At 61.8% G+C, this 14643-nt stretch carries 20 protein-coding genes, 1 tRNA gene and 1 pseudogene; 6 read left to right on the top strand and 16 right to left on the bottom strand.

Going from position 1 to position 14643, the window contains the following annotated elements:
* The coding region (locus BLT27_RS17875) for a transposase (RefSeq protein ID WP_139172409.1) at positions 1–297 on the top strand (297 nt) is incomplete at its 5' end.
* Positions 298–365: 68 nt separating this feature from the next.
* Here BLT27_RS17875 and BLT27_RS19385 read toward each other — a convergent pair.
* Together BLT27_RS19385 and BLT27_RS19380 are read right to left on the bottom strand one after the other, a co-directional pair.
* Positions 366–1274, bottom strand: a complete 909-nt coding sequence (locus tag BLT27_RS19385) for a hypothetical protein (protein WP_139172408.1) — start codon at positions 1272–1274, stop codon at positions 366–368.
* Positions 1204–2181: a hypothetical protein gene (locus BLT27_RS19380; protein ID WP_139172407.1), complete on the bottom strand. Its 978-nt coding sequence runs from the start codon at positions 2179–2181 to the stop codon at positions 1204–1206. The genes BLT27_RS19385 and BLT27_RS19380 overlap by 71 nt, the downstream gene beginning before the upstream one ends.
* A gap of 106 nt (positions 2182–2287) precedes the next feature.
* On the opposite strand from BLT27_RS19380, the gene BLT27_RS19375 reads away from it, so the two are divergent.
* Positions 2288–3025, top strand: coding sequence for a hypothetical protein (locus BLT27_RS19375; RefSeq protein WP_139172406.1), 738 nt, complete (start codon positions 2288–2290; stop codon positions 3023–3025).
* Here BLT27_RS19375 and BLT27_RS17870 read toward each other — a convergent pair whose 3' ends face one another.
* From BLT27_RS17870 to trmY, 14 genes are all read right to left on the bottom strand, one after another.
* Positions 3026–3394 carry a PD-(D/E)XK family putative nuclease gene (locus BLT27_RS17870; RefSeq protein ID WP_089736373.1) on the bottom strand — a complete coding sequence of 123 codons (369 nt, stop codon included), beginning with the start codon at positions 3392–3394 and terminating at the stop codon, positions 3026–3028.
* 160 nt (positions 3395–3554) lie between these two features.
* The gene (locus tag BLT27_RS17865) at positions 3555–4754 is read right to left on the bottom strand and encodes an ATP-binding protein (protein WP_089736372.1); all 1200 of its coding nucleotides are present in this window, start codon (positions 4752–4754) and stop codon (positions 3555–3557) included.
* Positions 4751–5557: a hypothetical protein gene (locus BLT27_RS17860; protein WP_089736370.1), complete on the bottom strand. Its 807-nt coding sequence runs from the start codon at positions 5555–5557 to the stop codon at positions 4751–4753. Before BLT27_RS17860 ends, BLT27_RS17865 begins: the two co-directional genes overlap by 4 nt.
* Positions 5554–6135 carry a DUF8063 family protein gene (locus BLT27_RS17855; RefSeq protein ID WP_139172405.1) on the bottom strand — a complete coding sequence of 194 codons (582 nt, stop codon included), beginning with the start codon at positions 6133–6135 and terminating at the stop codon, positions 5554–5556. Before BLT27_RS17855 ends, BLT27_RS17860 begins: the two co-directional genes overlap by 4 nt.
* A complete protein-coding gene (locus tag BLT27_RS17850; protein ID WP_089736367.1) occupies positions 6132–7661 on the bottom strand; it encodes an Env/VP5 family phage fusion protein in 1530 nt (509 codons plus the stop codon). Before BLT27_RS17850 ends, BLT27_RS17855 begins: the two co-directional genes overlap by 4 nt.
* Before the next feature lie 81 nt (positions 7662–7742).
* Positions 7743–7892, bottom strand: coding sequence for a hypothetical protein (locus BLT27_RS19970; RefSeq protein ID WP_175526515.1), 150 nt, complete (start codon positions 7890–7892; stop codon positions 7743–7745).
* 22 nt (positions 7893–7914) lie between these two features.
* Positions 7915–8340, bottom strand: coding sequence for a DUF8023 family protein (locus BLT27_RS17845; protein ID WP_139172404.1), 426 nt, complete (start codon positions 8338–8340; stop codon positions 7915–7917).
* A 51-nt stretch (positions 8341–8391) separates the two neighbouring features.
* Complete coding sequence (locus BLT27_RS19965; protein ID WP_175526514.1) at positions 8392–8547, bottom strand: DUF7563 family protein; 156 nt, start codon at positions 8545–8547, stop codon at positions 8392–8394.
* On the bottom strand, positions 8547–9032 hold the full coding sequence (locus BLT27_RS17840) for a hypothetical protein (protein ID WP_089736363.1): 486 nt from the start codon (positions 9030–9032) through the stop codon (positions 8547–8549). The genes BLT27_RS19965 and BLT27_RS17840 overlap by 1 nt, the downstream gene beginning before the upstream one ends.
* 214 nt (positions 9033–9246) lie before the next feature.
* Positions 9247–9621: an SWIM zinc finger family protein gene (locus BLT27_RS17835; RefSeq protein WP_089736375.1), complete on the bottom strand. Its 375-nt coding sequence runs from the start codon at positions 9619–9621 to the stop codon at positions 9247–9249.
* Positions 9621–9767 carry a hypothetical protein gene (locus tag BLT27_RS19960; RefSeq protein ID WP_175526513.1) on the bottom strand — a complete coding sequence of 49 codons (147 nt, stop codon included), beginning with the start codon at positions 9765–9767 and terminating at the stop codon, positions 9621–9623. Before BLT27_RS19960 ends, BLT27_RS17835 begins: the two co-directional genes overlap by 1 nt.
* A 148-nt stretch (positions 9768–9915) precedes the next feature.
* Positions 9916–9988 (bottom strand) — tRNA-Pro (locus tag BLT27_RS17830).
* 54 nt (positions 9989–10042) lie between these two features.
* Entirely contained in the window at positions 10043–10771 is a 729-nt protein-coding gene (locus BLT27_RS17825) for a hypothetical protein (RefSeq protein WP_089736361.1), read from the bottom strand.
* A 50-nt stretch (positions 10772–10821) separates the two neighbouring features.
* Positions 10822–11418 carry a tRNA (pseudouridine(54)-N(1))-methyltransferase TrmY gene (trmY, locus tag BLT27_RS17820; RefSeq protein WP_089736359.1) on the bottom strand — a complete coding sequence of 199 codons (597 nt, stop codon included), beginning with the start codon at positions 11416–11418 and terminating at the stop codon, positions 10822–10824.
* A gap of 898 nt (positions 11419–12316) precedes the next feature.
* On the opposite strand from trmY, the gene thiL reads away from it, so the two are divergent.
* From thiL to BLT27_RS17800, 4 genes and pseudogenes are all read left to right on the top strand, one after another.
* Positions 12317–13207: a thiamine-phosphate kinase gene (gene thiL / locus BLT27_RS17815; RefSeq protein ID WP_089736356.1), complete on the top strand. Its 891-nt coding sequence runs from the start codon at positions 12317–12319 to the stop codon at positions 13205–13207.
* Between the two features lie 95 nt (positions 13208–13302).
* Positions 13303–13557: a phosphoribosylformylglycinamidine synthase subunit PurS gene (gene purS / locus BLT27_RS17810; protein ID WP_089736354.1), complete on the top strand. Its 255-nt coding sequence runs from the start codon at positions 13303–13305 to the stop codon at positions 13555–13557.
* A complete protein-coding gene (gene purQ / locus BLT27_RS17805) occupies positions 13554–14234 on the top strand; it encodes a phosphoribosylformylglycinamidine synthase I (RefSeq protein WP_089736351.1) in 681 nt (226 codons plus the stop codon). Before purS ends, purQ begins: the two co-directional genes overlap by 4 nt.
* A 119-nt stretch (positions 14235–14353) precedes the next feature.
* A pseudogene (locus BLT27_RS17800) lies at positions 14354–14643 on the top strand (IS6 family transposase); the annotation flags it as partial.

Here is a 14643-nt window from a genome sequence, read left to right as displayed (position 1 = left end):
GATCTGCGGTCTCTTGCTGCCGACAAGGGATACGACAAGAAATCGCTCCGCGAATCCCTTCGTGACCTCGGGATTCGCCCACTCATCAAACATCGTATCTTCGCACCCTATGATCACGCACACAACGCCAGAATCGACGAACAACGCTACAATCAGCGTTCTATGTCCGAGACCGTGAACTCGACTGTCAAGCGCTCGCTCGGCTTCGCCGTGCGAGCGCGTTCCTGGTTCCGAGAGTTCCGAGAAATCGCCCTGATGTGTGTCGTCTATAACATCAAGCGGGCTGTGAAACAGTGAATTCCACTGCAGTATGGCGATTCAACACAGCCCGTCAATTCAGCATTCCATTTTCGACCAAGGGACGTTCAGTACATTTGTCGATTCCGAAGAGTGGATTCAGGAGACGCGTTTTCGATCATCTGGTCTAAGTCATCACGGTATAAATCAACTAATATAGGGTCTTTGTATGCACGAACTTTGGCTAACGCACCTGTTTTGGTCCTCTGACCCTTGGTAAACCCGCTCATGCTGAGAAAGTATGCACGTCTACAGTTTGGTAAGTCTTCGACCTTTTCGTAAAAATCAATGATTTCAGATTTCTCAATTGGAGGACTCACCCACTTGTTCTCAATGAACGTATTGCTTCCAACTAGTCTGTACAGCCAATCCTGTGCATCAAGGCATGACATATGAACGTCGACTTCTCCAGAGTTCCCATTCGGTTTGATCCGTATATCAACACCCTCCAATTGTTGAAAAAGAAGTCCCACGAAGTAATCGAAATCTCTACCCCGCTTCTGAGGATTATCCATTTTTTCAAACCGCTTTAGCTCCTGTTCAAAAAATGATTTGGAACAATCTACTTCTTCGTCTATGAATTTGCGAATCTGCCACTGGCCGTCTTCTGGAAAGAAATCGTGGTCACCATCCACGATCTCATATACCACCTCCCAATTCCGCTTTTTATCGACTCTGAATTCCCGTTCACAATCAATACAGATTTTAGATCGACTGGGTACTTCACTCCTCTTTGTAAATATCCCTTGTTGGGCTGTACAGTGAGGACATCGAACCTCAATTTTCGCCTTCAAAGCGTCTTCTTGAACGAGTACGGAAAACACCGTCTGAACTGTCGCCTTATCCAAATCCGTTCTAGCAAACGCAGTCTCAACAGAGAAGTGTCTAACGGACGACGTGCGGACATTATTCAGGTACGTCCGTAAGTCCTCCAAGTGTTCCTTGGGTATATCCGTCAGTTTCTCGGAGTACTCCATCGATTATCTCTGTTATCGCGTTTATATTTTCCTCACGCTCCGACTTCAGTATTGATACCTTGCTCTGTTTCCGGTTTATTTGGAACTTAAATCCGTCTGCCAGTTCGACGTATCCAATCGTGATTTCTCCACCGCCCTCTAATTCTTTAGCGACTCTATCATCTTCCCGAGCGTCCCTCCGTTCCCCTGTTTCATCTTTCTTCGAAGTAAACGAGATTGTATCAATAGTACTGTCCTCGTCGTCTTCGACTTGAACACGGAGATTGTAGTACTTCTCCACTCGCGAATTAAATTGGCGTCGGAACTCACCACCGAAATCAGGCCGATAGGTGCTGCTCGATTTATACTGCCCCATTGAAGAGACGATCCCGTCTCGAATTTTTTCAGCCATATCTGGGTCAGAGGTCCGGATTTCAAGCAGATCTGTATCGGGACGAACAACCCCAACCGCTCTTTGGGTTGTTAGCTCAGGTTTTCGCTTGCCCGTAGTAATCTCAACGCCTCCTGTAGATTCGTAGTATCCAAAGGTGAGATACAATCGTGGGCCCTCCCGCTCAGAGTGGCTCATGAACGGTTTTCTAGAGACGTTTTCCACGTCGTCTTGGACAGGGAACTCGTCTTCCACGGATGCAACTAGCTCTTCATACGAGTACTTAGAGAGACCCGTGATTACAAAATAATTCAGCGTTTGCCTTCCAGCGTACTTGTATTGAGTAAGAATATCCCTGATTTGTTCTGCCGAGAGTTCTTCTGCGACTGCTTTTTTGAAGTCGTCCACCCCATCTGGTATGGGTAAATTCCTTGACTGAAGATATCTTTGAAGAGCTGCTTCAGGGATGCCAAGAGCCTTTAATTCGGCCAAGCGAGATTCGCAAGTCGACAAATTGCTGTAATCAGGGCTTGACATCTAGATATACGATAGGAATTGCGGATAGCACTTAAATCTCTAGGCTGGTCAACGTGTTTCTAATCGTTCTAGACATTGAAGTAGAAGGAAAGTGAATCCGTCCTACATGACCCCTGATTTAGAGGATCTGGCTGAATTAGACGAAGACCAATATTTCTTCGACCGGTTTCTTGAAGATATGGGTGAGAAACACGTTGCTTGGATTGATTTAATGGGAGTTCTGGACTCCCTTAGCAACGACCAATCGATGCCTGGTGTTTATCGTGGAGAATTACTAGCAGTCATCTCAAAGTATATCGATTTCGACAGGTCGGATATATTCACAATCGGTGATGGCGTGATTATAATGACCGACGATAAAGAATATTTAATGAACTTCTTAGGAGCCCTCTTTAGCCACTATGTGCATTTCAATATTGCACGTCACGGGGAATGGGATATTTGGCTTCATAGACTCATTCGTGCCGGTGTAGGGACTGGAGACCTTTATGTTATTGACATGGATGAATATGAAGAAGTAAACTGGAATGGTAACCCGATACCAAGAACCATTGACAATACGCCGTTTGGCCCGGCATTAATTAGGGCCTTACAAGCAGAATCAGGCGCACCGTATAGTATCCATGAACACGTGACCGGTGGAGAACCAGAGACTATCAAGTGGTGGAATAGTCAGCCAATCTCTATGGAAGATAGGGAGAATATTTTGAAAATGCTTAACGAGTACTTTAATTGGTTTAACTCAAAAGACACTTATCAATATTCGCCTTACGAAAGCAACCATATGATGACTAGTTTGCGCTTCTTCGAAGTGTCCAACTTCGAGATTGATTCTGGTGTTTAGTCAGGATAGGACGCTTGAGATTTGTACTTTCGCTTTCCGGGAGTCTCGATGGCCCCCTGTCTCTGACCACTTCATCAGCGGCATCTTCGACGAGCGACGCATTCGAACCGTGACGACCCGCGCACGTGGCCCGGATCGTCGATACGGAGCGAACGCATACCAGCCGCCAGCTCGCCGGAGCTTCCGGTGGGCTTCCTCGTAGATCTGGAAGTAGCCCGTCGAATCCATATCACATGCCTTGATTTCGACGGGCGTGCCGTTCTGGAACCGGGCGTCGTGCCAGTAGCACCGCGCGGGTTCGAGGTTCCGCTGCTCGATGACGTAGTGTTCTGCCGCCGTCCCGTACTGGTTGGCTTTCTTCGACGGCATGGCTACGCGCCTCGCGCGCTGATATATATCGACTCCTCTCCCCTGAGTGCGGCGCGGTCATGGGCGAGGTCGGCCCGGTCGGAGACCGGGGCGACCGGCGTATGACCTACGAGTACGGGACGGGGTGTTGCAACTGCAACACGCTCGCGTGCCCGCGCCATCATGCGATTACCTCCGCGACCTGTTGCACCTCGTCGCGGTACTTCCCGTCGTCCGTGTAGCGGTCGTACCGTCGCTTGCAGGTAGAGTGGTCCCACGGGGTCGCTCCCGCCAGTTTCCGCCATGCAACAGGCTCCTCGCTGTCCCACTTCTCCGGCTCCTCGCGAGCAGTGACGATGTTGTACATCGCCACCGCCTCCATCGCATCCTCGAAGTCCTCCGAGGTATCGCCGTCGACAGTGCAGGAATCCTCCCAAGACCACTTCGTCGGTTCCTTGTCGTTGTACGTGAGGTCCGTCGGCGGGATGCCAGAGATCGGGTCTCCGAGCGGGTCGCGGGCAGAGCCGTTCTTGATGGAGTCGAACACCTGTGCCTCCTTCACGTCGATCTTCTTCACGATGGTCCCCAGCTCCCGAACCAGGGGCGCGACGCTGTTCGGGTCGTGTCCGATGACGATGATCGAGCCGCCGTACTTCCTGATTTTGAACAGCAGCGGCCCCATCTTGGTGCGCATCGTGTATCCCTGCTCACCGACGCCCGAACCAGCGCTGCTCACTTCGTCCCAGACGAACAGTTTCGGGCGCGGGTTCCCGGCGAGCACGTCGCCGTCCTGTTTCAGCCACTCGGTCAGCTCGCCGTAGCTGCCGAGCCAGCCGTTCCGAACGCGACCCTTGTCGTCGACCCATTCGTCTGTCTCTTCGAGCGTCTTGATGTTCGACGCCAGTAGCGCGTCGTCGGGCTGTCGCTCCTGCCAGAGCTGGGCGAGCAGCAGCGCGAAGTTCGTCTTGCCAGCTCCCGGCGGCGCGAAGATGTAGATGATGGGCGCGGGACCGCGCATCAGCCCGCGAAGACGGTCCATCTCCTTGATTCCCGAAACGTCGGCCTTCTGGCTCGGGTCGCCGGGGAAGCTCTTCAGCGTGCTCATGTCCCCGTGCTCGAACGCCTCGGTGAACCGTTCGGTCCCAGCAACACGGAGTAGCTGGCGATGCTCGGTCAGGTCCTTCGCCTGTCCCGGCGCGAGATCGGGGCGAGCCCACTCGTCGGGCTCGTACATCTCGGCTCGGACGGAGAGCGCGCGGGCGATCTGCTCGTCTTGAACGTGGGGCGCGTGGTGGTGTACCCGGTCGTTCTGGCGACGGGTGTTCCCGTCGCGCCACTCGATTGCTCCGCCAGCCGTGAACAGCTCTTGCTGGTCGGTCATAGGTCATCGCCTCCCCGCATCTCGGGCGGTCGCTCCGGCCCGATTCGCTCCGCGTTCGGGTTCCGTTCTGGGTCGTAGCCGGTGCTGTAGTCCTCGATTTCGTCAATTTCAAGCCTGTCGTCGGAGTCGTGAACGCGGTCGATGGTGTCGTCCCACTGCTCGCGCACCGTGTCGGGCGCGAGCATCAGGCCGCGCTCGGTCGCCTCGGCGTTCCGGTTGATGACTTCCTGTTGGTTCTCCAGCGCCCGGCGCGTCTCAGTGCCGCGCAGCTCGTTGCGCTCCAGCCAAGCGTAGACGAACCGGTCGTGCAGGTCGTACACCAGCGATTTGAACGTCACCAGTGCCGAGTCCTGCATCTGACTCATGTAGCAGCCGGTAACGACGACTTCGCCCGTGTCGTCGTGGTACTCGAACTCGCGGACTTCCCACGCGGTGTTGTCGTTGACCTGGTACGGTGCGGGACCGTCGACGGTCTTTTCCTCCCACACCTCGGGCTTGACGTAGAGCTTCCGGCGCACGTCCTCGGCGGCGTTGATGTGGTACACCTCTTCGTGGGTGAGCTTCCAGAACAGCTTGATGATGGTGACGAACAGGCCCGTCAGCGGCGGGCCGAACAGCAGGACCGTGGCGAACACGCCGCCGGTCCACGGTGGCACCTGGGGGAGTGCTGGCCGCCACAGCCACAGCAGCACACCGAGGGAGACGAGCACGCCGGCGACGAGTGCCTGGGCGTTGCTCAGGATGTATGTGAGTCGGTCAGCCCAGCTGTCGAACGTTGCACTGGTGTCGCCGGTCATGGTCATGCCTCGATCACCTCGCCCTGCTCTTTGCGGAGAATTATCCCCGTCGCCGTGAGCGCGGCGAGAACCGAGGTTCCGACGCCGGCGAACACGCCTTGGGTGCCGCCGAAGGCTTCGAGCGGGTTGCCCGAGGGCAGGTCTTTAGAGATGACGAACTCCTTCTCGGTGGTCCACACCGAGACCGTCGACGTGCCGCGCCAGGTCTCGACGTCGAGCACGACGCGGTTCATCCCTCGGTCGAGCCAGACCTGATGCTCGTAGGCGTCCATGTCGACTGCCGAGAGACCGGAGTCCGACGAACGACGGTTCGCCTCTTTCATCGCACCCATGCTGTCCTGCCACTTCAGCAGGGTCGCAGGGGTGTCGGCCTCGACGGTGAGCACGATACGGCCCGGTGAGTACTCCATGTCGACGAGGGTGACGCCCGCGCCGAGATCGGCACGGACTGTAGACGTACTCTGGTTCTCGGGCATCGCCGTCGTCGCGGTGGCGTTGTCCCCGTCTTGTGCGGAGGTTACCCCAGGGACAGCGCCGACCGTGACGAGGGCGAGCGCGATGACCATGACCGCCGCGCCTCTCACGGCGTCATCACCTCGAAGTAGAGTTTCACGCCGATGCCGACGAGCACGGCAGCGATAGCGATCATGACGACACCGCCACCGATACCGAGGCCTGCACCGCCGCCCGGCCAGCCAATGCCGCCGCCGCCGCCACCGCCTCCGTTCGAGGCTTCTTCGATGCGAATCTGTTCTTCCTGGCGGAGTTCGATGAGCCGGTCCAGCTTGTCGCCGAGTTCGCTGAAGTTGCTCGTGCGGTAGTTGTACCGCTGCATCTGCACCTGCTGAATCTCGGAGCCGTCTTGGTCCTCGGCCCCGACGAGCGTGAACGGCTCAGAGAGTTCCACAGAGCGGTTGGACGCGCTGACGTGGAACATCAGCGAGCCATTCGCGTTCGCAGGGTCGTAGGTGGTGTTCACCGTCCAGGCATCGCCGCTCGGTGGCTCGCCCGTCATCAGCCCGGTCAACGTCTCCGTGCTGTTGTTCGCGGTGAACTCGTCGGTCTGAATCGTCATCGAACCGGTGAGGTTCAGATTCGGAATCTCCTCACCTGCCTGCCCGAGAGCGGTCACCGCGTAGATGCTGTAGCCTGTCGAGTTCAGGTCAGGGCTCCAGCCCATTGCGGTCGCCTGTACGCTCCGGTACTCCTCGATGTCCAGCTCGCCACGCACGTAGCTCCCGTACAGCCCGTTGACTGTCTCGTTGATGTTTGAGAGCATCTGCGTGTTCTGACTCAGCATCTCGTCGTACAGCGCCTCGAACTCAGAGCTGTTGTACGCCTCTGTGGTCCGATTGTCGTAGGTGCTGTAGTACTTGATGTACCCTATCTCCTGCTCAGGGTCGTTGACGTTGTTGTGGCTGTAGTCGAACCACACCGGCACGTTGCTGTAGTCGATGCCGTTGCGCTGGTCGGTGTACGACATCGTGAACGTGCTGATATTCATCGTGCTGCCGTTCGGCAGCGGGACTTGCGTATCGGGATTGTCCCGAACGAGGTCCCACGAGAACGACACGTCATTAGTCGAGATGTCGGTGTGGTGTTGCTCCAGCGCGGCGCTATTCAGCGAGAGATTGTCGCGAGTCGCCGCGAGGTACGCCAGCTCCTCCATACGCTGCTCGCGGTCCTCCAGCAGATTGTGAACCATCCGGCTGTAGTACTGTTCAACAGCCGAACGAGCCGCGACACGAGTCTCAGCCTGTGAGCTGTTGTTTTCCAGCGCCTTCAGCGCGGCCACCTCTGCCTTCGTCCACGCGACCGTTCGCGCGTTCTCCAGCGTGTTGTGGAAGGCGTTAGTGACCGTCTCCTCGCTGGCGTCCATCGTATCTGCACGAGAGAGCATATCGGCCCTCTCCTGTTCCTTCGAGCCCTGCCGAATCTCGTCTACGTCGACCCAGCAGTCACTCGTGTCGTCGAAGGGGTTGAACAGCCGCACCGTCAGGTCCACGGTGTCACAGTTGTCCGAATCGGGCGTCGTCGTCGACGCCGACACCGGCCCGACAAGGGCAGTCGAGAGCAGCAGGAAGGCCATGACCATGACCCGGCCCTTCATGCGAGGCTCACCCCGAACCAAACGAGTGAGCCGACGAGCACGACCGCACAGAACACCATACCGAGGAGGCGCGCGGTGGGGTCACTCATGCTGGCCTCTGTCGGGTTCTCGGTCGATGATGCGCTGGCGGATGCCCGCCTTGGAGATGATGCGTTCGAGCTGTTTGGTCGTCTCCGGGTCGAAGCCTCGGAGCACGATTCTCCCGGGTTCTGCGGATTGGTGGGTACTCATGAATGGGTAGGGGAAAGCGGGGTTACTTGTACGCGAGCAGGTAGAACCCGGCTCCGTTCACGCCGATCATGAGGAAGCCGAAGCCCCAGAACGACGCGATAAGGTCCGCGAAGGCCGGAACCAGTACGTAGAACAGGTTGGCGATGATGAACACCGGGCCGACCCACTCCAGCGGGCTCTCGGGCTCCATGATGTCGGGCTGGTTGGTCGCCCACGCGATGCCGATAGCCAGCAGCGTGACAACCGCGCCGACGGTGATGCTCGGGCCGTTCGAGATCGCGTACACCACGTCGCTCATGTACAGCGTGACCGGGGCGTCGACGCCGACGGTGGCGATGCCGGCCATAGCGAACGTCGCAGCGACGAAGAACGGCGCGAGGAAACTGTCGATGAAGTCGATTCCACTTGGGTTGTGGAGCCAGTCAGGCCCCATCGTTGTAGTTGCCATACTGCGAACCGTCTCTCGGCTATTTACTGCTAGAAAAAGCTACCGGAGGGGTCAGCGAAGGCTGTAGAGCGTGCCTGAGACGGCCGAAGCCGGGGACGTGTCCATGTAGTTCCCGTTGCAGTGCGGGCACTCGCTGAGGGTGCCGTCGGTGCAGACGCGGATGTAGTCGCGGGAGACGTACTCACCGCAGGTTTCGCACGTCGGCATCAGGCGACACCTCCGGCGGGCTTGGGGCTGCTCTTGCGGTACTTCCACTGCCGAGGGTCGGCCTCGGGAGGCTTGACGCGGACCGCGATCTCGGCTTCGTGGCCCTTCCCGAAGACGCCGCCGCACTGGACTCGGACGAAGCCCTTCGATTCGAGCGGTCGGAGAGCAGCGACGAGATCGTTCTGTGAGTAGCGGGTGTCCTGGGCCAGCAGACTGCCCTTGATTCGGAGGTTCAGGACGAGCTTCGGATTCGCGTGCTTGAGACAGGCGTCGTACAGCGTGGCGAGGTCCTCCCGCTCCGGGTGATACTCGCCGTCGGCGGTTCGAGTCCCGTGCGCTTCGTCGACGAACTCGGCCATGAACTCGCGGAACAGTGCGGCGCGGGAGGTGTCGCGTGCCTCATCGAATCGCTCAACGAGGTCCTCGGAGACGCGGAACTTCACCTGCTGGTTGCGGTCGGACTCGTCGTGGATGTGCTTGCTCATGCGAGCACCCCCGTCGGCTCGGTCTGACTGCCAGGAATGGTACCATCGACGTACCCCGATGGTACCACGGTGAAAACGCAGTACGTGGTAGGGCCGACCGGGGTGATTGCAACGTGGGTACCACACCCCCCTGGGGTGCTGTCGACGGCCCTCGTGCGCGCTCTCGTGTGTGCGCGCGAGACCGAGAGCCGCCGCGTGGCATAGGCGAGTCGGCTCACCGTCGAACACCTCCGTCGGCTCGCACCCTGTCGGCGTGTGCGTCGGGGTCGACCCGAACCGTCTCCTCGGTCATTGGCTGGATGGTGACGGGTTGGTCCCGGTCATCGGTCAACGCGAGATCCACAGCCTTGCGGACGGTGCAGAGGTGCGCGCAGGGACCGTCCTGATACTCGAAACCGCGACAGTCACAGCGACCCTCGTAGATGCCGCTCTCGTGACCGAGAGCGAGATGATGGACCGAGCCGCCGGGAAGGGTGATGCGGTACCCGTAGCGGCCGAACTGCTCGACGAGCGCGGCGCGTGGGTCCGCTCGTTCCCACGAGTCGCCGCCACGGTCGCGTTCGGCTTCGAAGTCGAGCTGGCGCGGCATCACGCACCACCCCGCTCGAACGTCGCTTCGCCGGCAAGGAAACACTCGAAGCACGGCACGCCGGTCGGCAGGTGCTCGCAGTCGCAGGCGTCCTCGTCGTCGCCGGGAGGATCGTTCGTGGTGCCGAAGTCGTCGAGGGTGCTCACGGCCGACACACCCCCTCGTCGAGCGCGGGACACTGCGGGTGCTGTTCGTCTATCCAGTCGCCGCAGTAGTCGCAGATCGGCGGCTCTTCGACAGGTCCGAAACTGCCGATACCTGTCAGTAGAGGATGGAAAAGGGGTAAGTAGGTAGTGGGCCGGCGCGAATTTGAATCGCGGTTACGGCCACCCGAAGGCCGAAGGATACCAAGCTACCCCACCGGCCCGCATTCGAGACAGACGAGTGGGCGACTTTTAACGCTTCCGAAACGCCCGACGAATCAGCGGTCGACGCGGAGTTCGTCGAGGTGGCCCTGGAACTCGATGTCGTGGCCGTGGACGGTCGTCACGCGCACGGCGTCGGAGGAGAAGCTGGACTCGACGCGGTACTCCTCGCCGTCGTCGCCGTCGACGTAGATGGTGGAGCCGCCGATGTAGCTGGTGTCGGCGCTGGTGACGTCCCCGGAGACCGTCTCGGTGGGGGCGGAGCCGTCGCCGGTGTCGCGCCGGAGGTCGAAGTGGACGCGGTCGCCCTCCACGACGTCGTCCAGCCCGGAGTCGAGCACGGTGCCGAGGTCGGTGTCGTCCTGCTCGGGGGCGCCGCCGTCGGCGACGACCTCGGTCGCGGTCGGGGCGTCGGCGGCGGGTTCGGGTGCCGTCTCGGGGACCGAGGCGCAGAACTCGTCGAACACGTCGGTACAGTCGGGACAGAGCAGGTATCGGTCCCGGTCGACGACGAGCCGCGTCGCGCCGGCGTCGGGGGCGACGGCGCCGCCACAGAGGCCGCAGTCGTGGTCGGCGAGGTTGTCGTCCCCGTCGGGGCGTGGCTCCATGTCGGCGACGAGCGCGCGCACGTCGTCGAAGCAGTGGTCGCAAGCGAACTGCTCGGTGGCGACGGCCGCACCGTCGCCGTCGGCCCGTCGGGTGTAGACGCGGTGGACGGTGTCGGTCGCCGTCGGGGTGACGGTGCGTGCACAGAACCGGCAGACGTCGGGGGAGTCGGTAGGCATGCATCACCCTGAGAAGGCCAGCTATTTAATTTCGGCCTTCTCCGAAGCTGTCAGAAACTCGCGTAGCCGTCGGTGTCGAGGTAGTGGTGGGCGACGGTGACGGCGTGGTCGGCGTGCAGCAGCGTGGGACCCAGCCGGAGGCGCTGGTCGGCGGCGTCGGCGAGCAGGTCGGCCTCCGTGTCGGTGAAGTCGCGGTGGTCGGAGAGCACGAACGTCGGGTTCTCGGGTGGTTCGGCCTCGCTGGCGGGTGCGCCGTCCTCGTGGAGCTGGACCACGGTGCCGTCGCGGGCGCACTCGTCGAGGACCACGTCCAGTCCCACGCGACGGATGCTGACGCCCGGCGAGGATTCGGCGGGCTGGTGGCCGATGGCGTTCTCGCGGTGCTCCAGCGCGGTGCGGACCAGCGCGGCGGTCGACCGCTCGTCCGGGTGCAGGTTGCGGACCGAGCCACCGTCGACGGTGACGGTGAACTCGTCCTGGATGACGAGGTGGACCCGCACGTCGTCGCGCAGTCCGTGACTCGTGAGGAACGCCGCGTTCAGACACCGACAGAGCAGGTCCAGCCGCCCCGCCTCGCTCGCGAGTGCGTCCAGCGAGAAGTCGGGCGATGTGGGAACCTCGTGGCCGCAGATGACGAACTGTCGCATAGCAGCTGTTGTGACTGGTGTGGGTTTAGTCGCGTCGAACCCGCTCTCGAACGTCGGAGTTTATCTTGTCGCTGCTCGCGATGCTGTGGGGTCAGTTTCGGTACTCGTGGGAATACGCTGGTACTCGAACAGCCAGAAAAGCCCCGAGGCTCTCGGCTCCCGGAAGTCGGTGCATCCTCAGAAATCTTCGATTTCTGGTGGGCTCTCGAGACGCGAGCGTCTCGTGACCGCTCCTCGCTCCGCTGCGGTGCTTTCCTCGTCCAGGTTCGCCGAGAACCCCGCCCCTTTCAGTCCCGCCCGACCGCCCCGCGCCAGCCCTCCCCCTCGACACCCACGCGCCTGCCGGTGCGGGGCGTCTTGGCCGTGTGGTTGGTGGCGGCGTTGCCGGACCTCCCGGCACGGCGCACGCTGGCGAGCGTGCCGGAGGCCGCTCGCCATGCACGTGGGAGGGGCGAGAAGCGCAGGGAGCCGGGCGGGACCGGAGGTCCCGCTGGAAGCCGGCGCGGAGCGCCGGCGACGCCAGCGACTGAGCATCGCAGTCGGCTGGGGAGGTTCGAGGTGGGGTACAGTCGCGGTGGGCGGGACTGAAAGGGGCTGCTCGCTCGGCGTCTCCACGAGCGCAGCGAGTGGAGGCTCGGAAGACGAAGTCTTCCGGTGAATCCGGACCTCGCAAGGACCGCAACGGAGTGAGGACCGCAGCGCGGGTCCCGGGAGTCGAGCGAGCAGGGGCTTTCTGGCTGTTGGCGTCCACGGCGTCGACGTACACAGAGCGAGCAGGGGCTTCCCGGTCGTTGTCGCCTCCAAATTCTCGTCGCAGTGCGGGAGGAACAGACATAACTCGAACCGGTACTCTCGGACCGCGTTCCTTTTGCCACACGCCACGAAACACAGGGCCGACATGAACGAACGGGCGGCGCTCTCGCTCGTCGGCGGCCTCGTCGACCACGCGGGGGACGACGCGGCGGTCGTCGACGGCACGGTCGTGACGACGGACATGCTCCACGACCGGACGGACTTCCCCGCGGGGACGACGCGGTACACGGCGGGCTGGCGGGCGGTCGGCGCGTCCCTGTCGGACGTGGCCGCGACGGGGGCCGAGGCGACGGCGGCGGTGGCGGTGTACGCGGCACCGGAGTTCACGGAGCCCGAGCTCCGCGATTTCCTGCGCGGTGCGACCGACGTCTGCGAGCTGGTCGGCGCGGAGTACGTCGGCGGCGACCTCGACACGCACCAGGAGTTCACGGTGGCGACGACGGCGCTCGGGCGCACCGACGACCCGGTGGGGCGGAGCGGCGCGGAGCCGGGCGACCGGCTCTGTGTGACCGGAACGCTCGGCCGGAGCGGCGCGGCGCTGCGGCTGTTCGAGGCGGGCGAGACGGACCGTGCGAACGAGCTGTTCCGGTTCGAGCCGCGGCTGGCCGCCGGCCTGGCGCTGGCCGAGCACGCGACGGCGATGATGGACTCCAGCGACGGGCTCGCGCGCTCCTGTCACCAGCTCGCCGAGGCGAGCGAGGCAGGCCTGGCGCTCGACGGCGACGCCGTGCCGGTCGACGGCGCGGTGCACGAGGTCGCCGCGGACGAGGCGACGGTCCGGGAGCTGGGCTGGTACTTCGGGGAGGACTTCGAGCTGGTCTGTACGGTCCCCGAGCACGCGGTCGAGGACGCTCGCGCCGACTGTCCGGTGCGGCTGTCGGTCGTCGGCGAGGTCACGGACGGCGACGACGGCGGCCCGGCCGTCAGTATCGACGGGGAGGCGCTCCCCGACCGCGGGTTCACGCACGGGGAGTGAGCGGGCGTCCCGGGCGAGGCGATGTGCTATCCACGAACGTGCATCACAGACGTGAGTCACAAGAGTTTTTGAACACGAACGCGCGTGTCCACCTGATGAGCGCCTACACCGCCACGGTGACCGTCCGACTCAAGCAGGGAGTCCTCGACCCGGAGGCCGAGACGACGAAGCGCGCGCTGGAGCGCCTGGGCTTCGAGCTGTCGGGGCTGCGCTCGGCCGACCGGTTCGAGGTCGACCTCGACGCCACTGACGAAGACGCCGCCCGCGAGCGCGCCGGGGAGATGGCAGAGCGCCTGCTCGCGAACCCGACCATCCACGACTACGACGTGGAGGTCGCCCCGCGCGAATGACGGTCTCGGTCGTCCGCTTCGGCGGCTCGAACTGCGACCGCGACGCCCTCCGTGCGCTCGAGGACCTCGGCATCGACGCCGAGATCGTCTGGCACGAGGACGGCCTTCCCGCCGACACCACGGGTGTCATGCTCCCCGGCGGCTTCTCCTACGGGGACTACCTCCGTGCCGGCGCGATGGCCGCCCGCTCGCCCGTCATGGACGAGGTGCGCGAGCTGGCGAACGAGGGCGTCCCCGTCCTCGGCGTCTGCAACGGCGCACAGGTCGGCTGCGAGTCCGGGCTGACCGAGGGCGCGTTCACCACGAACGCGAGCGCCCGCTTCCAGTGCGAGCACGTCCACCTCCGCGTCGAGCGCACCGACACGCCCTGGACCACCGGCTACGAGGCGGGCGAGGTCATCGAACTTCCCATCGCCCACGGCGAGGGGCGGTACGAGATCAGCGAGGACCGTCTCACGCAGCTGGAGACCCAGGACAGGGTCCTGTTCCGGTACTGCGACGCCGACGGCAACCTCACGGACGAGGCGAACCCGAACGGCTCGAAGCACAACGTCGCTGGCGTCGTCGGCGAGCGCGACTCCGTGGCAGTGTTGATGCCCCACCCGGAGCGCGCCGCGCTCGCCGACGTCGGTGGCACCGACGGCCGGCCGCTCCTGCGCGGCTTCGCCGCCGAGTAGCCCGGTTCTGCGGGCGGCGTCGGTCGATTCTCCACGGTTTCAGCCCCCGAGTCGAGGCTCGTAACGGCGGTGTTCAGATAAGGATTGAAAGGTGAGGCGGAGCAGTTTTCTAGTGCTCTATGCCAGAAAATGCCCGCCTCAACGACTCTTTGGACGAGATCGAGTTAGGTTTTGTGGAGCGAGAAGCAACACCGCGACTGTTGATGAAGCTCAGTATTCAACTACATCTTGCTGGTCTCTCGCTTTCGAATACTGTTTCGATTCTCGAACTGTTCGGTGTTGACCGCGTCAAATCGACCGTCCACAACTGGGTGCATAAGGCTGATCTACAGCCCGAGGACGGTCACTCGCCGGATCACGTCGCGGTCGACGAGACCGTGATCCAACTCGACGATGAACAGTACTGGCT

Origin of the sequence: Haloarchaeobius iranensis (assembly GCF_900103505.1) — an archaeon.
GTDB classification, from domain to species: Archaea; Halobacteriota; Halobacteria; order Halobacteriales; family Natrialbaceae; genus Haloarchaeobius; species Haloarchaeobius iranensis.
The sequence above is the reverse complement of the archived record's forward strand: the minus strand, read 5'-3'. Positions and strand labels throughout refer to the sequence as shown.

Excerpts from the sequence above, each read along its gene's own strand:
- BLT27_RS17840 (WP_089736363.1), bottom strand. The coding sequence starts at position 9,032 with ATGAGCAAGCACATCCACGACGAGTCCGACCGCAACCAGCAGGTGAAG.
- BLT27_RS19965 (WP_175526514.1), bottom strand. The coding sequence starts at position 8,547 with ATGCCGACGTGCGAAACCTGCGGTGAGTACGTCTCCCGCGACTACATC.
- trmY (WP_089736359.1), bottom strand. The coding sequence starts at position 11,418 with ATGCGACAGTTCGTCATCTGCGGCCACGAGGTTCCCACATCGCCCGAC.
- BLT27_RS19375 (WP_139172406.1), top strand. The coding sequence starts at position 2,288 with ATGACCCCTGATTTAGAGGATCTGGCTGAATTAGACGAAGACCAATAT.
- BLT27_RS17860 (WP_089736370.1), bottom strand. The coding sequence starts at position 5,557 with ATGACCATGACCGGCGACACCAGTGCAACGTTCGACAGCTGGGCTGAC.
- purS (WP_089736354.1), top strand. The coding sequence starts at position 13,303 with ATGAGCGCCTACACCGCCACGGTGACCGTCCGACTCAAGCAGGGAGTC.
- BLT27_RS19970 (WP_175526515.1), bottom strand. The coding sequence starts at position 7,892 with ATGAGTACCCACCAATCCGCAGAACCCGGGAGAATCGTGCTCCGAGGC.
- BLT27_RS19380 (WP_139172407.1), bottom strand. The coding sequence starts at position 2,181 with ATGTCAAGCCCTGATTACAGCAATTTGTCGACTTGCGAATCTCGCTTG.
- thiL (WP_089736356.1), top strand. The coding sequence starts at position 12,317 with ATGAACGAACGGGCGGCGCTCTCGCTCGTCGGCGGCCTCGTCGACCAC.
- BLT27_RS17825 (WP_089736361.1), bottom strand. The coding sequence starts at position 10,771 with ATGCCTACCGACTCCCCCGACGTCTGCCGGTTCTGTGCACGCACCGTC.
- BLT27_RS17845 (WP_139172404.1), bottom strand. The coding sequence starts at position 8,340 with ATGGCAACTACAACGATGGGGCCTGACTGGCTCCACAACCCAAGTGGA.
- BLT27_RS17835 (WP_089736375.1), bottom strand. The coding sequence starts at position 9,621 with ATGCCGCGCCAGCTCGACTTCGAAGCCGAACGCGACCGTGGCGGCGAC.
- BLT27_RS19385 (WP_139172408.1), bottom strand. The coding sequence starts at position 1,274 with ATGGAGTACTCCGAGAAACTGACGGATATACCCAAGGAACACTTGGAG.
- BLT27_RS17865 (WP_089736372.1), bottom strand. The coding sequence starts at position 4,754 with ATGACCGACCAGCAAGAGCTGTTCACGGCTGGCGGAGCAATCGAGTGG.
- BLT27_RS17870 (WP_089736373.1), bottom strand. The coding sequence starts at position 3,394 with ATGCCGTCGAAGAAAGCCAACCAGTACGGGACGGCGGCAGAACACTAC.
- purQ (WP_089736351.1), top strand. The coding sequence starts at position 13,554 with ATGACGGTCTCGGTCGTCCGCTTCGGCGGCTCGAACTGCGACCGCGAC.
- BLT27_RS17850 (WP_089736367.1), bottom strand. The coding sequence starts at position 7,661 with ATGAAGGGCCGGGTCATGGTCATGGCCTTCCTGCTGCTCTCGACTGCC.